General features: G+C 38.5%; 12 protein-coding genes and 2 tRNA genes. 6 read left to right on the forward strand and 8 right to left on the reverse strand.

Translation table 11 applies throughout. From position 1 onward, the window contains the following. Window positions 1–61: 61 nt before the first annotated feature. The 3 genes from fusA to rpsL are packed head-to-tail and all read right to left on the reverse strand — an operon-like array spanning window position 62 to window position 3035. Complete coding sequence (fusA, locus tag AC0QT4_RS08170) at window positions 62–2146, reverse strand: elongation factor G (protein WP_473201198.1); 2085 nt, start codon at window positions 2144–2146, stop codon at window positions 62–64. A gap of 28 nt (window positions 2147–2174) precedes the next feature. Continuing rightward, window positions 2175–2645 (reverse strand): 30S ribosomal protein S7, encoded by a 471-nt coding sequence (rpsG, locus tag AC0QT4_RS08175; RefSeq protein WP_473201199.1) that lies wholly within the window; start codon window positions 2643–2645, stop codon window positions 2175–2177. Window positions 2646–2663: 18 nt separating this feature from the next. Then, window positions 2664–3035: a 30S ribosomal protein S12 gene (gene rpsL, locus AC0QT4_RS08180; RefSeq protein ID WP_241438641.1), complete on the reverse strand. Its 372-nt coding sequence runs from the start codon at window positions 3033–3035 to the stop codon at window positions 2664–2666. A 498-nt stretch (window positions 3036–3533) separates the two neighbouring features. Here rpsL and xth point away from each other — a divergent pair, with 498 nt between their 5' ends. The 5 genes from xth to AC0QT4_RS08205 all read left to right on the forward strand — a co-directional run bounded on the left by xth (window position 3534) and on the right by AC0QT4_RS08205 (window position 7731). Continuing rightward, the gene (gene xth / locus AC0QT4_RS08185) at window positions 3534–4316 is read left to right on the forward strand and encodes an exodeoxyribonuclease III (RefSeq protein ID WP_473201200.1); all 783 of its coding nucleotides are present in this window, start codon (window positions 3534–3536) and stop codon (window positions 4314–4316) included. Window positions 4317–4445: 129 nt separating this feature from the next. Then, a complete protein-coding gene (locus AC0QT4_RS08190; RefSeq protein ID WP_473201201.1) occupies window positions 4446–5351 on the forward strand; it encodes a transporter substrate-binding domain-containing protein in 906 nt (301 codons plus the stop codon). Between the two features lie 150 nt (window positions 5352–5501). Continuing rightward, window positions 5502–6254 (forward strand): amino acid ABC transporter permease, encoded by a 753-nt coding sequence (locus AC0QT4_RS08195; RefSeq protein WP_473201202.1) that lies wholly within the window; start codon window positions 5502–5504, stop codon window positions 6252–6254. A gap of 2 nt (window positions 6255–6256) precedes the next feature. Next, window positions 6257–6973 (forward strand): amino acid ABC transporter permease, encoded by a 717-nt coding sequence (locus AC0QT4_RS08200; protein WP_473201203.1) that lies wholly within the window; start codon window positions 6257–6259, stop codon window positions 6971–6973. 11 nt (window positions 6974–6984) lie between these two features. Beyond that, window positions 6985–7731: an amino acid ABC transporter ATP-binding protein gene (locus AC0QT4_RS08205; RefSeq protein ID WP_473201204.1), complete on the forward strand. Its 747-nt coding sequence runs from the start codon at window positions 6985–6987 to the stop codon at window positions 7729–7731. 1383 nt (window positions 7732–9114) lie between these two features. Here the strand turns inward: AC0QT4_RS08205 and AC0QT4_RS08210 are convergent. From AC0QT4_RS08210 to AC0QT4_RS08230, 5 genes are all read right to left on the reverse strand, one after another. Next, a complete protein-coding gene (locus tag AC0QT4_RS08210) occupies window positions 9115–11838 on the reverse strand; it encodes a valine--tRNA ligase (protein ID WP_473201205.1) in 2724 nt (907 codons plus the stop codon). Window positions 11839–11993: 155 nt separating this feature from the next. Further along, window positions 11994–12560, reverse strand: a complete 567-nt coding sequence (locus AC0QT4_RS08215) for a DUF2497 domain-containing protein (protein WP_473201206.1) — start codon at window positions 12558–12560, stop codon at window positions 11994–11996. 236 nt (window positions 12561–12796) lie between these two features. Then, entirely contained in the window at window positions 12797–14122 is a 1326-nt protein-coding gene (locus AC0QT4_RS08220; RefSeq protein WP_473201207.1) for a TolC family outer membrane protein, read from the reverse strand. A 28-nt stretch (window positions 14123–14150) separates the two neighbouring features. After that, window positions 14151–14825, reverse strand: coding sequence for a protein-L-isoaspartate O-methyltransferase family protein (locus tag AC0QT4_RS08225; protein WP_473201208.1), 675 nt, complete (start codon window positions 14823–14825; stop codon window positions 14151–14153). A gap of 210 nt (window positions 14826–15035) precedes the next feature. Further along, a tRNA-Cys gene (locus tag AC0QT4_RS08230) sits at window positions 15036–15109 on the reverse strand. A gap of 186 nt (window positions 15110–15295) precedes the next feature. On the opposite strand from AC0QT4_RS08230, the gene AC0QT4_RS08235 reads away from it, so the two are divergent. Continuing rightward, window positions 15296–15370: transfer RNA gene (locus AC0QT4_RS08235), tRNA-Asn, on the forward strand. The last annotated feature ends 316 nt before the right edge of the window (window positions 15371–15686 follow it).

A 15686-nucleotide genomic window follows, 5' to 3' on the forward strand; every position in this document is an offset into this window, starting at 1 on the left:
TTGAGCTCTCCATTTTCTGTCCAAATCAAGGACTAAGTTAAAAATTAATCACGTAATAAAATCACGCGTATTTCTTTTGAATCTCCAAAGCAACAGCCGAAGGAACAGGCTCGTAATGATCAAATTGCATCGTATACTGCGCACGCCCTTGACTCATCGAACGAAGAGTATTCACATAACCAAACATATTCGCCAAAGGAACCATTGCATTCACAACTGTAGCAATACCGCGCGCCTCAGTTCCTGAAATCTGACCACGGCGAGAATTTAGATCACCAATGACATCACCCACATAATCTTCCGGAGTCACAACCTCGACCTTCATAATTGGCTCAAGAAGCTGCGCTCCAGCCTTCTTCGCCCCATCACGAAAAGCTGCACGAGCAGCGATTTCAAAAGCTAGAACAGAAGAATCAACATCGTGATAGCCACCATCAATCAAAGTAGCTTTTACACCAAGCATTGGGAATCCTGCAAGAGGCCCTGATCCCATAACACTCTCAATCCCCTTTTGAACACCCGGAATATATTCCTTAGGAACAGCACCACCAACAACCTTTGACTCAAAAATGAAATCATCACCTTCATGAGGTTCAAAAATAATTTTTACACGAGCAAATTGACCAGCACCACCAGATTGCTTCTTATGTGTATAATCAATTTCTGCGGTTTTGGTAATCGATTCACGATAAGCAACTTGAGGCTGCCCAATATTTGCCTCAACCTTAAATTCACGCCGCATACGATCAACAATAATATCAAGGTGAAGCTCACCCATTCCAGCTATAATAGTTTGCCCAGATTCCTCATCAGACTTCACACGAAATGAAGGGTCTTCAGCAGCTAAACGATTGAGCGCTATACCCATTTTTTCTTGGTCTGCCTTTGTTTTTGGCTCAATTGCAATTTCAATAACAGGCTCTGGAAAATCCATCCGCTCTAAAATGATAGGCTTTAACGGATCACAAAGAGTATCACCTGTTGTTGTTTCTTTAAGCCCCGCAAGAGCAACAATATCACCAGCAAACGCTTCCTCAATATCTTCACGAGAATTTGAATGCATCTGAAGCATACGCCCCAAACGTTCTTTCTTTCTCTTCACTGTATTTTCAAGAGAAACACCTTTTTGAACTTTACCAGAATAAATACGACAGAAAGTCAACGAACCAACAAATGGATCATTCATAATTTTAAAAGCAAGCATAGAAAGGGGAGCATCATCTGAAGATTCGCGCGTCGCTTCAGCCTCAGTCTTCACATCAACACCACTAATTGCAGGAACATCAACCGGGGAAGGAAGATAGGAAACAACAGCATCTAAAAGCGGCTGAACACCCTTATTTTTAAAGGCCGTACCACATAAAACCGGATGAAACTGAACTTCTATAGTTCCCTTACGAATAAGAGCAACAAGCTCTTCATTGGTTGGCATAACACCTTCCAAATAAGCCTCTGTCGCAGCCTCATCAACCTCAACCGCCATCTCAATTAACTTTTCACGATACTCTTCCGCCCTTTCCATTAAATCGGATGGAATATCGCTCACAACTGCCGAAGCCCCAATGGAACCATCCCACTTCAAAGCCTTCATTTCAACAAGATCAACAACACCCTCGAAATCATTTTCAGCGCCGATTGGTAACTGTAAAACAAGCGCCCTAGCACCCAACCGCGAACCAACCATTTCTACACTACGATAAAAATCAGCACCTATCTTATCCATTTTATTGACGAACACCATACGTGGTACACGATATTTCTCAGCCTGCCTCCAAACCGTTTCTGTTTGAGGCTCCACACCAGCATTCGCATCGAGCAACGCTATCGCACCATCAAGAACACGCAAAGAACGCTCAACCTCAATTGTAAAATCAACGTGCCCTGGTGTGTCAATGATATTAAAGCGCCGCTTCTTACCATCGCGCCCTTCCCAAAAGGTTGTCGTAGCAGCAGATGTAATCGTGATACCGCGCTCTTGCTCCTGCTCCATCCAGTCCATCGTAGAAGCACCATCATGGGTCTCACCAATTTTATGATTTTTACCCGTGTAGAACAAAATACGCTCAGTCATAGTGGTCTTACCGGCATCAATATGCGCCATAATACCAAAATTACGATAATCTTCAATTTTATATTCGCGAGCCATTTGCACTTGCCTTAAATTTTAAATATGCCTACCAGCGATAATGAGAAAACGCACGATTAGCTTCAGCCATACGATGAACATCCTCACGCTTCTTTACCGCAGAACCGCGATTATTAGCTGCATCCATCAATTCACCAGAAAGACGATTAATCATTGTCGTCTCATTACGTCCACGCGCCGCCGAAATCAACCAACGGATAGCAAGAGCCTGACGACGATCAGGACGTACATCAATAGGAACCTGATAAGTAGCACCACCAACGCGCCGTGAACGAACCTCAATATGAGGAGCAACATTCTCCAACGCTTGATGAAACAGAGCCACAGGATCTGCCTTTACCTTCTGTTCTACAACCTCAAGCGCACCATAAACAATACGCTCAGCAACTGATTTTTTACCATCAAACATAATGGCATTCATAAATTTTGTAACAACCAAATCACCAAACTTAGGATCTGGATTCACTTCACGCTTTTCTGCTCTATGGCGACGGGACATCGGCTTTGTCTCTCAATATTATTTTGGACGCTTTGCGCCATATTTTGAACGACGCTGTTTACGATTCTTGACACCTTGCGTATCAAGCAAACCACGAATGATGTGATAACGAACCCCCGGCAAATCCTTAACACGACCACCCCGAATCATTACAACAGAGTGCTCTTGAAGATTATGCCCCTCCCCAGGAATATAACCAATCACCTCAAATCCATTCGTTAAGCGGACCTTAGCAACTTTACGAAGTGCAGAATTGGGTTTTTTCGGCGTCGTTGTATAGACGCGAGTACAAACCCCACGCTTCTGCGGATTCGACTGAAGAGCAGGAACCTTATTGCGCTTAACAGGCACTATACGCGGCTTGCGAATCAACTGGTTTACGGTAGGCATGCAACCTTCCTCTTTCGATCTAAGTTCGTCTCACCCACTTGGGCTTTTCATTTCATACATTCCGATAAAATCGGAGCAAAAACCAAGCTCACACATAAAATCGGGTACAGCCGCTATAAACAGCCACCCGATTACAAGCAGAGAAGGCAACAGCCTTTTGCACTAGCATTTGCTTTTAATCTTTAACATGAAACCTGTTCAAATGAAACTCCGGATAAATATCCAAACTTATGCATCACTCTCACATCGTTTACAGGACTCCCTAATAGCGAGAACACATCCATTCGTCAAGAACTAAACAACAGAAAATTCTTAAAAATGGAAAAAAATAAATTATAGACTTTAAAATTTGGTTTTTACCGAAACTCTTGATAAATCAAATTCTCATAGTACTATCGTTCTCCATAATAAAGACAGAACCGCATCTTGGAAACATTCATAAAACACTTTAACGCAGTTATTTAACAAACTGTACATGTAATATTTAAAATGAGCATCATGAAAATAGTAACGTGGAATATTGCTGGAATAAAAGCACGACATGAAACATTATATCAATGGCTCCAGCAAAATCAGCCTGATATAGTCTGTCTACAAGAAATTAAAAGTACCGATGAAAATTTTCCACGCGATGCAATTGAAGGCTTAGGTTATCACATAGAGACACACGGACAAAAAAGTTTTAATGGTGTTGCGATTCTCTCTAAGAAAACACCCGATGAAGTTATCCGTCGCTTACCAGGCAATGACAATGATGAACAAACGCGCTATATTGAAGCCGTTTATTCAACAAACAAAGGCGTTATTCGTGTTGCATCTCTTTATCTACCAAATGGAAATCCTGTCAAAAGCGAAAAATATCCTTATAAAATAGAATGGATGGAAAGATTATACGCGCATGCAAAATCATTGCTTGCATATGAAGAACCTCTTATTCTAGCTGGTGATTATAATGTTATCCCTACTCCATTAGATGCAAAAAATCCTCAACAGTGGAATCATGATGCCTTATTTCTTCCACAAACACGACAAGCATTCCAGAGTATTGTTCATTTAGGTTTTTATGACGCTATTCGTAATGTCACAGAAGCTCCTTCATTCAGCTTCTGGGATTTTCAAGCTGGTGCATGGCTTAAAAATAACGGAATTCGCATTGATCACTTTCTATTATCACCAGAAGCTGTCGATCAACTTATCTGTGCTTATAGCCAAAAAGAAGTAAGAGGATATCAAAAACCATCAGACCATATTCCCGTTTGGGTCCATCTTAATTTCAATTAACAAAGTATGCCATCTGATTTTTTTGAGATAAAAAATATCCCACCAAGAATATAAATGTGCTAGACCGTGCATGACAATATATCTTAAACAATAAACAAGAATAAAAATTGCAAATGAACGGAGGACATCATGAAAAAATCGCTACTAATATTTATTGCAGCAACGGCTATTGGGCTCACACATGCGGCACATGCAGGAAACGATACACTTGAAAAAATAAAACGAACAGGAGAAATTACGCTAGGTGTGCGTGAATCATCAGGTCTAGCCTATGCTCTTGGTAATGATAAATATGTAGGTTTTCACACAGAAATGGCAGAGCGTATTATTGATGATATTTCAAAAAAAGTTGGTAAACCCATTAAAATTCATTATCTTCCCATCACATCACAAAATAGAATCCCTCTCCTAAAAAACAGCACCTATGATTTTGAATGTGGTTCAACAACGAATGATGTTGCACGTGGTAAAGAAGCAGCGTTTGCTTATACCACTTATGTTGAGGAAGTTCGAATTGCTGTAAAGAAAAACTCTAATATTAAATCTCTTGCCGATTTAAATGGAAAAACAGTTGCGACAACGACTGGTACAACATCTGTTCGACTTATCCGTCAAAATAAACGTGCAAAAAATATTCACTTTAATGTTGTGAAGGGAAAGGATCATGGAGATAGCTTCTTATTGTTAGAATCTGGCCGTGCGGATGCATTTGTTATGGATGCTTCAATTCTTGCTGGACATATTGCTAAATCAAAAAATCCATCCGATTATATCATTCTTGATACAGTGCTTTCAGTCGAACCTATCGCTTGTATGCTTCGATTAAATGACAAAAACTTCGAACAAGAAATAAACAATAGCATCGTGCGCCAAATCAAAAACGAATCACTTGAAAAACTTTACGATAAATGGTTTATGAAACCAATTCCGCCCGCAAATGCGATTATCAACCTTCCTTTATCTAAAGCGACAAAATATGCTTGGGAACATCCAAATAATAAACCGCGCGAGAACTATGCAGAAAATAATTTATAGAATTTGAAAAAAACGGCCACACTCTTTGAAAATTGAGTGTGGTTATATTTTAGTTCATTTTTTAATAAATTCAGCATATGTGACTTATGGAAATACAGCTGATTTATTATCTTCTTTTACAGATGACTAAATTATAGGAAATATCAATTAATGGACTTTTCTTTCCTTTGTACAGATGATCTTACCCAAACATTTGTGGCTGGATGCCTTGGAACTCCTGGTGTAAGTCACACCTATTTAGATACACTGCTTGATGGCTTAAAAAATACAGTGATATTATCAATCTCTTCATTAATCTTAGCTGTATTTTTGGGTATCATTATAGGAACAATGCGTACTCTACCAAACACTTCCCTGATTCGTTGCTTCTTGCGTGCTCTTGGGGGGATCTGGGTAGAGATCATGCGTAACATTCCTTTGCTTGTACAAGTGTTTTTATGGTATTTTGTTGTCCCTAAAATTTATCCACCAGCGATGAATTTTTCACCTATTCTGCTCATAACATGTGCCTTAGGATTTTTTACCTCCGCTCGAATCGCGGAACAAGTCCGCTCAGGCATTGAGGCAATCCCTACTGGACAGCGCTACGCTGCTATGGCTATGGGATTTACGACCTACCAAGTTTATCGTTATATCATATTACCGCGTGCTATACGTACAATCATGCCCCCTCTTACCTCAGAGGCAATGGGCATTGTGAAAAATTCCTCTATAGCATTCGCCGTTTCAATAAATGAACTGATGCAATTTCAATATCAAACAATTGAAGAAGTAAGCCATGTTTATGAAAACTATTTCATCGTTACGATTCTTTATATTTTTATAGCCTTATCCGTATTTATCATTATGACAATAATTGAGCAGCTTCTCAAAATTCCTAATTTTCAAACAGAGGAACACTGAATATGATAAATTTCATAACCTCCAAGTTTGATTTTTTTTCTTCTTTCGATTTTTCAGACTTCGATTTTTCATTTTTTACTTTTGATATATTCCATTCCTACATTCTATCAGGTCTGCTGTTTAGTGTTTTTTTGACCATTTTTGCAACGATATTAGGACTGATTTTCGGCACGCTCTTAGCAATGATGCGGCTTTCCTCTATAAAGCTGCTCTCTTGGCTTGCAATAATTTATATAACAGCCATGCGCTCAATACCGCTTGTTATGGTTATCTTGTGGTTTTTTGTGCTTTTACCTTTCCTAACTGGAACATCAATCGGAGCTAACAAATCAGCACTTATTACCTTTACCGCATTTGAAGCCGCTTATTTTGCCGAGATTATGCGTGCCGGTATAAATTCTATTCCGCAAGGACAAAAACATGCTGGACAAGCTCTTGGAATGACATATTGGCAAAGTATGTACATTGTAATTCTTCCCCAAGCCTTTAGAGATATGTTGCCAGTTTTTTTAACCCAAGTCATTATCCTTTTTCAGGATACAACGCTTGTTTATGCAATCAGTGGCAATAGTCTTTTGAATGGTTTTGATATTGTTGCTAACAACTTTGGAGTAAAGCAAGAAGCTTATATCTTGGCAGCACTTTTCTATTTTGTTATCTGTTTCACACTGTCGCAGATAGTTCTATATCTCCAGAAAAAAATATCCATTATTCGCTAATAGGAAAAAAAATGACTACTCATATGATCGAAATAAAAAATGTTTCCAACTGGTATGGCGAAATTAATGTCCTTAAAAATTGTACAACCAATATTAACAAAGGAGAGGTTGTTGTGGTTTGTGGACCATCAGGTTCAGGAAAATCAACACTCATTAAAACCATTAATGCTCTTGTTCCATTCCAAAAAGGTGAAATTTGGATTAACGGGACACCAGTCCATTCAAAAAAAACAGATTTGCCTAAATTACGCAGTCAGGTGGGAATGGTATTTCAGCACTTTGAACTCTTTCCGCATTTATCTGTTGCAGAGAATTTAACAATTGCACAAATCAAAGTCTTAAAGCGCAGTAAAAAAGAAGCACTCGAACGCGGATTATTATATCTTGAACGCGTGGGACTCATCGATCATAAAAATAAATATCCCGGTCAACTTTCTGGGGGGCAGCAACAGCGTGTTGCTATTGCTCGTGCTTTAACGATGGATCCACTCATTATGCTTTTTGATGAACCAACATCTGCTCTAGACCCTGAAATGGTAGGTGAAGTACTCGATGTTATGGTCAGCTTAGCCGAAGAAGGTATGACGATGATGTGTGTGACACATGAAATGGGATTTGCACAAAAAGTCTCTGAGCGTGTTATTTTCATGGATCAAGGAGAAATTCTCGAAGACTGCTCATCCAAAGAGTTCTTTTCTGACCCACAAGCTAGAACACCACGAGCGCAGGATTTTTTATCTAAGATCTTGAACCATTAACGGTCATATTACAACCAAAACTACCTCTATTGTAAGCTCAAATATAAGAAATCAAGATCTAATATCAGAGACTGAAAATATTATAATTCAAATATTCAAAAAATAATATTTTTTTAATATCATCAGCCAGTAATATTGTTGTACATTTTTTAAATTCATCACAGAGGGCGAAAGCGTGCTCTTGCATAAGAAAAATAATCCAATTTCGATTTTTTACATCAGCTTATAAGCTACAGTTAATATTGCTATACCGCGAACAATTTTTTCTACCTGAAGCAACATATTTCCCAGTATTGCTTAAGTATAAAGATTCCCTTTTCTTGCTGCAAGCTGTAACCATGTGCTAGCCTGTACAAGACTTTTTTTGTTCGTTTCCTCGATAGAAACTTTTTCCAAATAATACTCAGCTATAGGATTTCCATAATTTGTTGCCGCTTGCATATAAAGATGATAAGTTTTACAGGGGATTGAGGAATATTTTTTATAGAACACGCAAGTTTAACCAATACATCAGAAACATAGTGTTCATCTTTTGAACCCAAATAAACATCTTTGTTAACGATAGATGCAAAAAATTGTATGCCTTATAATCATCTTCAGAGATACCATCACCCTCTGCATAATTTCCCCTATTGCCTACACAACGTAACGCTGAAAGTGCCTGATTTATTTGCCCATTTTATACAGACATGCCACGTTTCAAAAAATAAAATGCATACTTAGCAGCTTTCTGCATACTATTTGCATCTATCCCATAAACAAGAGAAAGCAGTATACTTAAAAAATAACAATCACGGCTTTTTCTAATGCCTTAAGCCTGTTTAGCATCTACAATTTTTTTCTTATTTTAGTTTGAAACATCACATCTTCTACAAACTTCTTTGTATGGACTAACAATCCTTTTAAATAAAGAAAAAAGATATTTTGCATCTCAGAATTCTAACAGAAAGATGAATAAAGGGAATTGTCCCAAAATCAACTCAAAAGATTCTTTTCTTTTCACCAACAACAAATTTATTTTTAAACATCAATTATCATTTTATATTTTGTAATAAATCGTTTGATACTGTAATATTTTGTTATTTGAATATTCTTGTTATGAAAACATAAAATAACTCGATAGAGAAATGAATTTACTAAAAAGTAGAGTTGAAATAGATAAAATGTCAAGAAACCATTCCAGTGCCAGAATGGTGAGAAACTTAAAGAAAAATCGCTAACATGTTATTTTATAAGCATAAAATGCAAAAAATCTGTTAATTTTTTATTACAATCATTCATGAAAAACACGAGAAGATAAAATTGAAAAAAGAGTCTCTATAAAAAATTGAGAGTTAATAACATAATAAGTTGTTTATAAGAAGAAGATAATAAAAGATTCAATTACATTAAGCGTTCTAAAGCAACAGATATTTTTCTCTGCGCAGCGTGCAATTCTTCAATCCTATTGCGCTCAAGCTCAACAATTTCTGGTTTTGCATTTGCAATAAATTTAGGATTATTTAATTTAACCGATATTTTTTCAATATCCTGTTCAATTTTACTGATATCCTTCATCAAACGAGCGCGTTCAGCTTCCAAATCAATCAACTGCCCCAATGGCAAGCAAAAAATTGCTTCTTGCAAAATCATTTGCGCTGATACAGCAGGAACTTTATCAGAGAAATGAATTGTTTCAATACGTGCTAATTTTTTAAGAAGAGTATCATAACGTTGTACACGCTCTTGCGTTACTTCTCCTCCCTCTACAATAACAAGAGGCGCTAACGTAGCTGCCGGAATATTCATTTCAAAACGCACAGAGCGAATTCCACTAACAACATCAATAAGCCAATTAATATCAGCCGCGGCTTCTTCATCTACAAATATTCCTTCTGGCCATTGTACCAACGCCAGCATATCTGTACGTTTCATGCTTGGCGTTTCTGTAAGAGACCACAATTCCTCTGTCATATGAGGCATAAAAGGATGCAAAATCTTATAAACTTCATCTAAAACCCATGCAGTACAAGCTTGAGATTCATTTTTAGCCTCTTCATTGGAACCTTGAAATATAGGTTTGAGAAGTTCCAGATACCAATCACATAGCGTATTCCAAATGAAGCGGTAAAGAACACTAGCAGACTCATTAAACTTATAACTTTCAATACCAGCAGTTACTGCTGAAACAGTTTTAGAGAGCTCTGTTAAAATCCAACGATTAAGCGCAAGTTTTGCTTTTTCTGGTTTAAAATCTGGATCATGTTTAACACCGTTCATCTTTGCGAACCGTGTAGCATTCCATAATTTTGTAGCAAAGTTACGATAACCTGCAATACGAGAAGGATCAAGTTTTATATCACGACCTTGCGCTGCCATAATAGCCAAAGTAAAACGGAGAGCATCGGCGCTATATTGGTCAATAAGCTCTAATGGATCAATAATATTCCCCTTCGACTTTGACATCTTTGCTCCTTTCTGATCTCGGACCAAAGCATGCACATAAACCGTTGGAAAAGGAACCTCACCCATAAAGTGAATTCCCATCATCATCATCCGAGCAACCCAGAAAAAGATAATATCAAATCCTGTAACCGATAAAGATGTTGGATAAAAGGTAGCCAATTCAATCGTTTTATTTGGCCAACCTAGCGTTGAAAAAGGCCAAAGAGCAGATGAGAACCATGTGTCTAAAACATCTTCATCACGGGTTAATTCAACCACTTCACCGTAATGAGAGAAAGCTGAAGCAAAAGCTTCTTCTTCACTCTTTTCAACAAAAACCACTCCATCAGGACCATACCAAGCGGGTATCTGGTGCCCCCACCATAATTGGCGTGAAATACACCAAGGTTGAATATTTTGCATCCAATTGAAATAGGTTTTTTTCCAACTATCGGGAACAAATTGCGTTTTTCCTTGATGAACAGCCTCTATCGCAGGCTTAGCTAATTCTGCAGCATGAACATACCATTGATCTGTCAAGAATGGTTCAATGGGCACTCCACTACGATCTCCATGAGGAACAGAGTGTGGATGATCATCAACAGCTGCTAAATACCCTCCCTCTTCCATCAAAGAAACAATCCTATCGCGCGCAAGAAAACGATCAGACTGATCAAGATTTTCTATCAATGTTTTTAATTCATCAGATAAAACTAAACCATCGAGAAACTCTTCATTGTCACGCAGAAAAATCTCAGCTTTTTTTGTGAAAATATTGATCAAACGTAGATTATTGCGCTGCCCTACTTCAAAATCATTAAAATCATGCGCTGGTGTAATTTTTACAGCACCACTTCCTGCATCAGGATCTGCATAAGAATCACCAACAATCAATAATTTACGACCAACAAGCGGCAAAATAGCATTTTGTCCTATAAGACTCTTATAACGATCATCTTCAGGATTAACCGCAATGCCTGTATCACCAAGCATTGTTTCTGGCCGTGTTGTCGCCACTGTTATAAAAGTTGTAGCATCACTTGGATCAAAAATTTTACCTTCAAGTGGATATCTAAAATGCCACAAATGGCCTTTAACTTCTTTTTGCTCAACTTCAAGATCCGAGATAGCCGTTAACAACTTAGGATCCCAATTAACCAGACGCTTATCCTTATATATCAATCCTTGCTTATAAAGCGTGACAAAAACTTCACGAACAGCCTGGGATAAACCTTCATCCATTGTAAACCGCTCACGCGACCAATCACACGAAACCCCCAGTCGACGCAACTGGTTCGCAATAACTCCACCAGTTTTGTGACGCCATTCCCAAATACGCTCAATAAATTTTTCTCTTCCCATTTCTTGGCGCGTTGGCTCTCGATGCTCTGCAAGTTGACGCTCAACAACCATTTGCGTAGCAATTCCTGCATGATCCATCCCCGGTTGCCACAATACATTCTTTCCCCGCATCCGCTGGAATCGAACAACAATATCTTGAATTGTCGTATTAAGTGCATGTCCCATATGAAGTGAGCCAGTAACATTAGGAGGCGGAAGCATAACACAAAAGGATTCTGCATCACTTTTTGAACCGACTCCCGCTTCAAAAGCACCACGGGCTTCCCACCTCTTTGCAACTCGCTGCTCTATCAAAGCAGCATCATAGTTTTTTTCTAACATTCTACTCACCCATAACGCCGCTAAAAAGCATAGCACATGACCTAAAATCCGATCATATTACCTGCAACCTTATTTATAGACATTGAGCCTGCAAAACCGCAAACAAAATACTTAAAAATAAATGGAAATAACAAAAATAATAATAAAACAACCAGCTAAGATGATTTCTTAATTGCCTTAACAATCTCTTCACGTAAAATGTTTTCCAGCAAAACAGGCAATTGATGCTGCAACCATTCTGCTATAGCGGGACGCAGCACATCCTTTGCGATCTTCTCCGCAGAAGAAATACAATATTCAGATAATTCCACACGACCAGCAGCCATATTTCCCATCTGCGATACAGAGTTCTCATCTCCATATTCTTTTGTTTTATGAGTAGAGCGTTGTTCTTCAGAAGCAAGCTTCACTTTTTGCATATCCACACCAACCGTATTCTTTTCTACCTCTATATTTTCTTTCTCTTCTGTTAACGAATAATCTTTGTTCTCAGAAGAAAGTCCAATACGATCAGCTAAAGCCTTCATTGCATCATCAACCGATAAAGTTGTACCATACCCCCCTTTCGATGCTGATTCTAAACGATCTGCAGAGGTATTCATTGCAACACCTTCATTTAAAAAGTGATCAGATTGAACCGCATTTTCTTCGATTATCTCACGGATAGATGTCAAAATCTCATCCATACTTGGTTCACGTAACACGCTTGAACTCTGTACCATACTTAAAAACCTCTCAAAAACGCAACAACAAACAGAATCATATCCTTAGTGTAAGCAAAAGAATCATAAGATCAACATATCTCCCCTTATATTTTCAAACGTGGTTGTCACCAGTAAGATGCTACACACAACTTTCTTTATTTAAAGCACTAGACCTAATCACCCTACTTTCTAATAGGCTCACCTATCAACATATTATCTTTTACAAACGAAAACTCTTTGTAGATTAATATGTATTATCGGATAGATTTACTCGTTCTTAAACCTAAATAACTTGCAGTCAATTTACCAATGGAAGATTGAACACTATAGCTAGCAACAACAGCATTACGTTCTGCCATCGCAAGTGCAATTTGTGCATTAATTAACTGAGTACGAGAATTTAAAACATCCAATGTTGTCGCCTGCCCAACACGATTTTCTTGAACACGCCCCTTAAGAGCAATCTCAGCAGCACGAACACTCTCACGATAAGCAACTAAAGAAGCGCGTGCCCCCTCTAACTGAAACCACGCAGAAGTAAGTGCCTGTCTTGTATTACTCTGAGCCAAATCAAGCTGAAGATGAGCCTGCCCCAGCTGTTCCCTAGATTGGCGAATTTGAGCAGACGTACACCCACCTTCAAAAATGGGAACACTCACTGATACCCCTATTGATTTAGAAACTCCATCCTCTCCATCACCACTGTAAATCCGATTATAAGACGCTGTTGCAGAAAAATCCACTTTAGGAAGCAACGCCCCTTCTTTAGCTTTTACATTGTAAAGTCCAGCATCAACCAAATATTTTGCATAAAGAATTGCTGGATGCATGGCAACGCTAAGTTGATAAGCAGCATCAAGATTAACTGGTAAATTTTTTGCCATTGGTGGACGCTTTAATTTTTCAGGATCAGAACCAATAACTTGTCGATAAACTGCCTCAGCTGATTTTACATCAGCACGCGCAAGACTTAGCTCTGAAACAGCTACAGAACGTGCAGCTTGCGCTTGGAAAAGATCAACACGCCCTCCTTCACCTACATCAAATTTTGCTTTATTCGAACGAACTTGTTCTTCAAGAGCTGCCAAATTTTCTCTACGAAGATCAGCAATACGACGGGCTTGATATACATTAGCATACGCTGTTACAGTGTCGAGAAATGTATTTTGCTCAGCATTACGCAAATATTCATGCTGTGCCCGCAACTTAATCTGAGCTGAAGAAAACATATTTTGCGTAATAAAACCGTCGAATAATCTTTGATTGAACCTTATCCCTATAGATCCAGAAGTTGTATAGGGCCCCACCATGGATTTACTCCGCCCATAACTTCCAACCCCTTCAATTTGTGGCAATAAACCAGACCGTGCAATGACCACATCATCACTTGATATACGCACAGCGGCACGTTCACTATTCAATTTAGCATTGTGTCTATAAGCTTTAAAAAAAGCATCCATCAATGTTTCAGCACAAACAGACCGTGCTATAAAACCACTTAAAACCAGCAACAAGAACACCTGAAATTTTTTATTCATTTTGAACACACTATGCACAATCACACACCCCAAACTAACCATAAAATCATCTTTACAAACAAAACAAATACTAAAATATAAAATCAGGCGTTTTAAAAAAACTAGGAAGACCTTTTACAGCGAGATTAAAAGCACGACGCCCCGCAATAACTCCACCTTCTTTTACATAGATTCGCGCAACACCAGAATTACCTTGTCCTTCAACCACAACAAGACGTCCACCATCTTTTATTTGATCAAAAATACCCTCCGGAATAAAATCGACAGAACCTTCGATAAAAATCAAATCATAAGGCCCCCCAACAGCATACCCCTGCTCCAAAGGTCCATGAACCACAACCACATTGTCACACTGATTACGTTTTAAAATCTCAGAAGCACGTTCTGAAAGAAGTTTATTACTTTCCAACGCAACAACAGATCCTGCAAGTTTTGAAAGTAATGCCGCACAATAACCACTCTTTGCACCAATATCTAAAACAACATCCGATAATTTTACAGCTGCAAGCTGAAGCAATTTTGCTAATGAAGCAGGTCCCATAGAATAGCATGTAGGGCACCCATTTTGCTCTGGATATATAGTAATATCGGTATCAAGATAGCTTAAAGCTTTCATAGCTTCTGGGACAAAATCTTCACGAGGTACCATTAAAAATGCTTCAAGCACTGATAAATCCGTCACATCTACTGTACGAATTTGATTATCAACCATTTTGCGGCGAAGCTCTGCAAAATCTGCAACCATAACGACCCTCTTCTCCTACATACAACAAGAATACAACAAAACGGTAATAATGAGAACCTAAAATCCTTTACTATGGGTGTTACAAAAAAATACGCTACAGTCAACAATTCGATTCTAATTACATATTTTTCATGTAAAAGTGTTTTACCATGAAGGAAAGCTGCTTTCTTGCCTCTATTACCCCTAAAGGCCATCTTATTTTGCATCATCTGGAGGCCTCGCCCGGAATCGAACCGGGATACAAGGATTTGCAGTCCTCTGCGTAACCATTCCGCCACGAGGCCTCATCAACAAACACACCAAGTGTCAATAAGGGAAGGCAATACATCCGTCAAGATGTAGAAATTTTCTCTGTTCTTTTTTTCACTTCTTCTACAATTTATAATATTTTTTTGAAAAAAAGTAATTTTACCCTTTGCAAATCAGTATTGCTTTGCTATAGCCCTTGCAGTTGAATGATTGAGCACTATTCCCCGGTAGCTCAGTGGTAGAGCAACCGGCTGTTAACCGGTTGGTCGCTGGTTCGAATCCGGCCCGGGGAGCCACGTTATTTTTCACTTAAAATAACTCATTGATTTTCTATATATTTTTTGTAGTGAGGGACCTGTAAATAAAAGCAAGGGAATAGAATTTTCAAATCTACCACTACTTTGCAATTCTTTCAATTCCGAATCAGCAGTACTTTTTGGGGAGTTTTTTAAGTTTTAAAATCTCTAACTTTTGCTGACCCACCTTTTGAGGTGTGTGAAGATATTGTCTAGCGCATCCATAAGACGGGCAATATCGATAACAAACATAAAGGCAATGAACGCAATCCACTTCACAAAACAAGACATCATCTTCAAACCCTGATAGGCATTA

The sequence above is a fragment of the Bartonella sp. EBT8 genome, assembly GCF_055796165.1.

Coding starts and splice junctions, on each gene's coding strand:
- AC0QT4_RS08225 (WP_473201208.1), bottom strand. CDS start 14,825: ATGGTTGCAGATTTTGCAGAGCTTCGCCGCAAAATGGTTGATAATCAA.
- xth (WP_473201200.1), top strand. CDS start 3,534: ATGAAAATAGTAACGTGGAATATTGCTGGAATAAAAGCACGACATGAA.
- AC0QT4_RS08205 (WP_473201204.1), top strand. CDS start 6,985: ATGACTACTCATATGATCGAAATAAAAAATGTTTCCAACTGGTATGGC.
- AC0QT4_RS08210 (WP_473201205.1), bottom strand. CDS start 11,838: ATGTTAGAAAAAAACTATGATGCTGCTTTGATAGAGCAGCGAGTTGCA.
- AC0QT4_RS08195 (WP_473201202.1), top strand. CDS start 5,502: ATGGACTTTTCTTTCCTTTGTACAGATGATCTTACCCAAACATTTGTG.
- fusA (WP_473201198.1), bottom strand. CDS start 2,146: ATGGCTCGCGAATATAAAATTGAAGATTATCGTAATTTTGGTATTATG.
- rpsG (WP_473201199.1), bottom strand. CDS start 2,645: ATGTCCCGTCGCCATAGAGCAGAAAAGCGTGAAGTGAATCCAGATCCT.
- AC0QT4_RS08215 (WP_473201206.1), bottom strand. CDS start 12,560: ATGGTACAGAGTTCAAGCGTGTTACGTGAACCAAGTATGGATGAGATT.
- AC0QT4_RS08190 (WP_473201201.1), top strand. CDS start 4,446: ATGAAAAAATCGCTACTAATATTTATTGCAGCAACGGCTATTGGGCTC.
- rpsL (WP_241438641.1), bottom strand. CDS start 3,035: ATGCCTACCGTAAACCAGTTGATTCGCAAGCCGCGTATAGTGCCTGTT.
- AC0QT4_RS08220 (WP_473201207.1), bottom strand. CDS start 14,122: ATGGTTAGTTTGGGGTGTGTGATTGTGCATAGTGTGTTCAAAATGAAT.
- AC0QT4_RS08200 (WP_473201203.1), top strand. CDS start 6,257: ATGATAAATTTCATAACCTCCAAGTTTGATTTTTTTTCTTCTTTCGAT.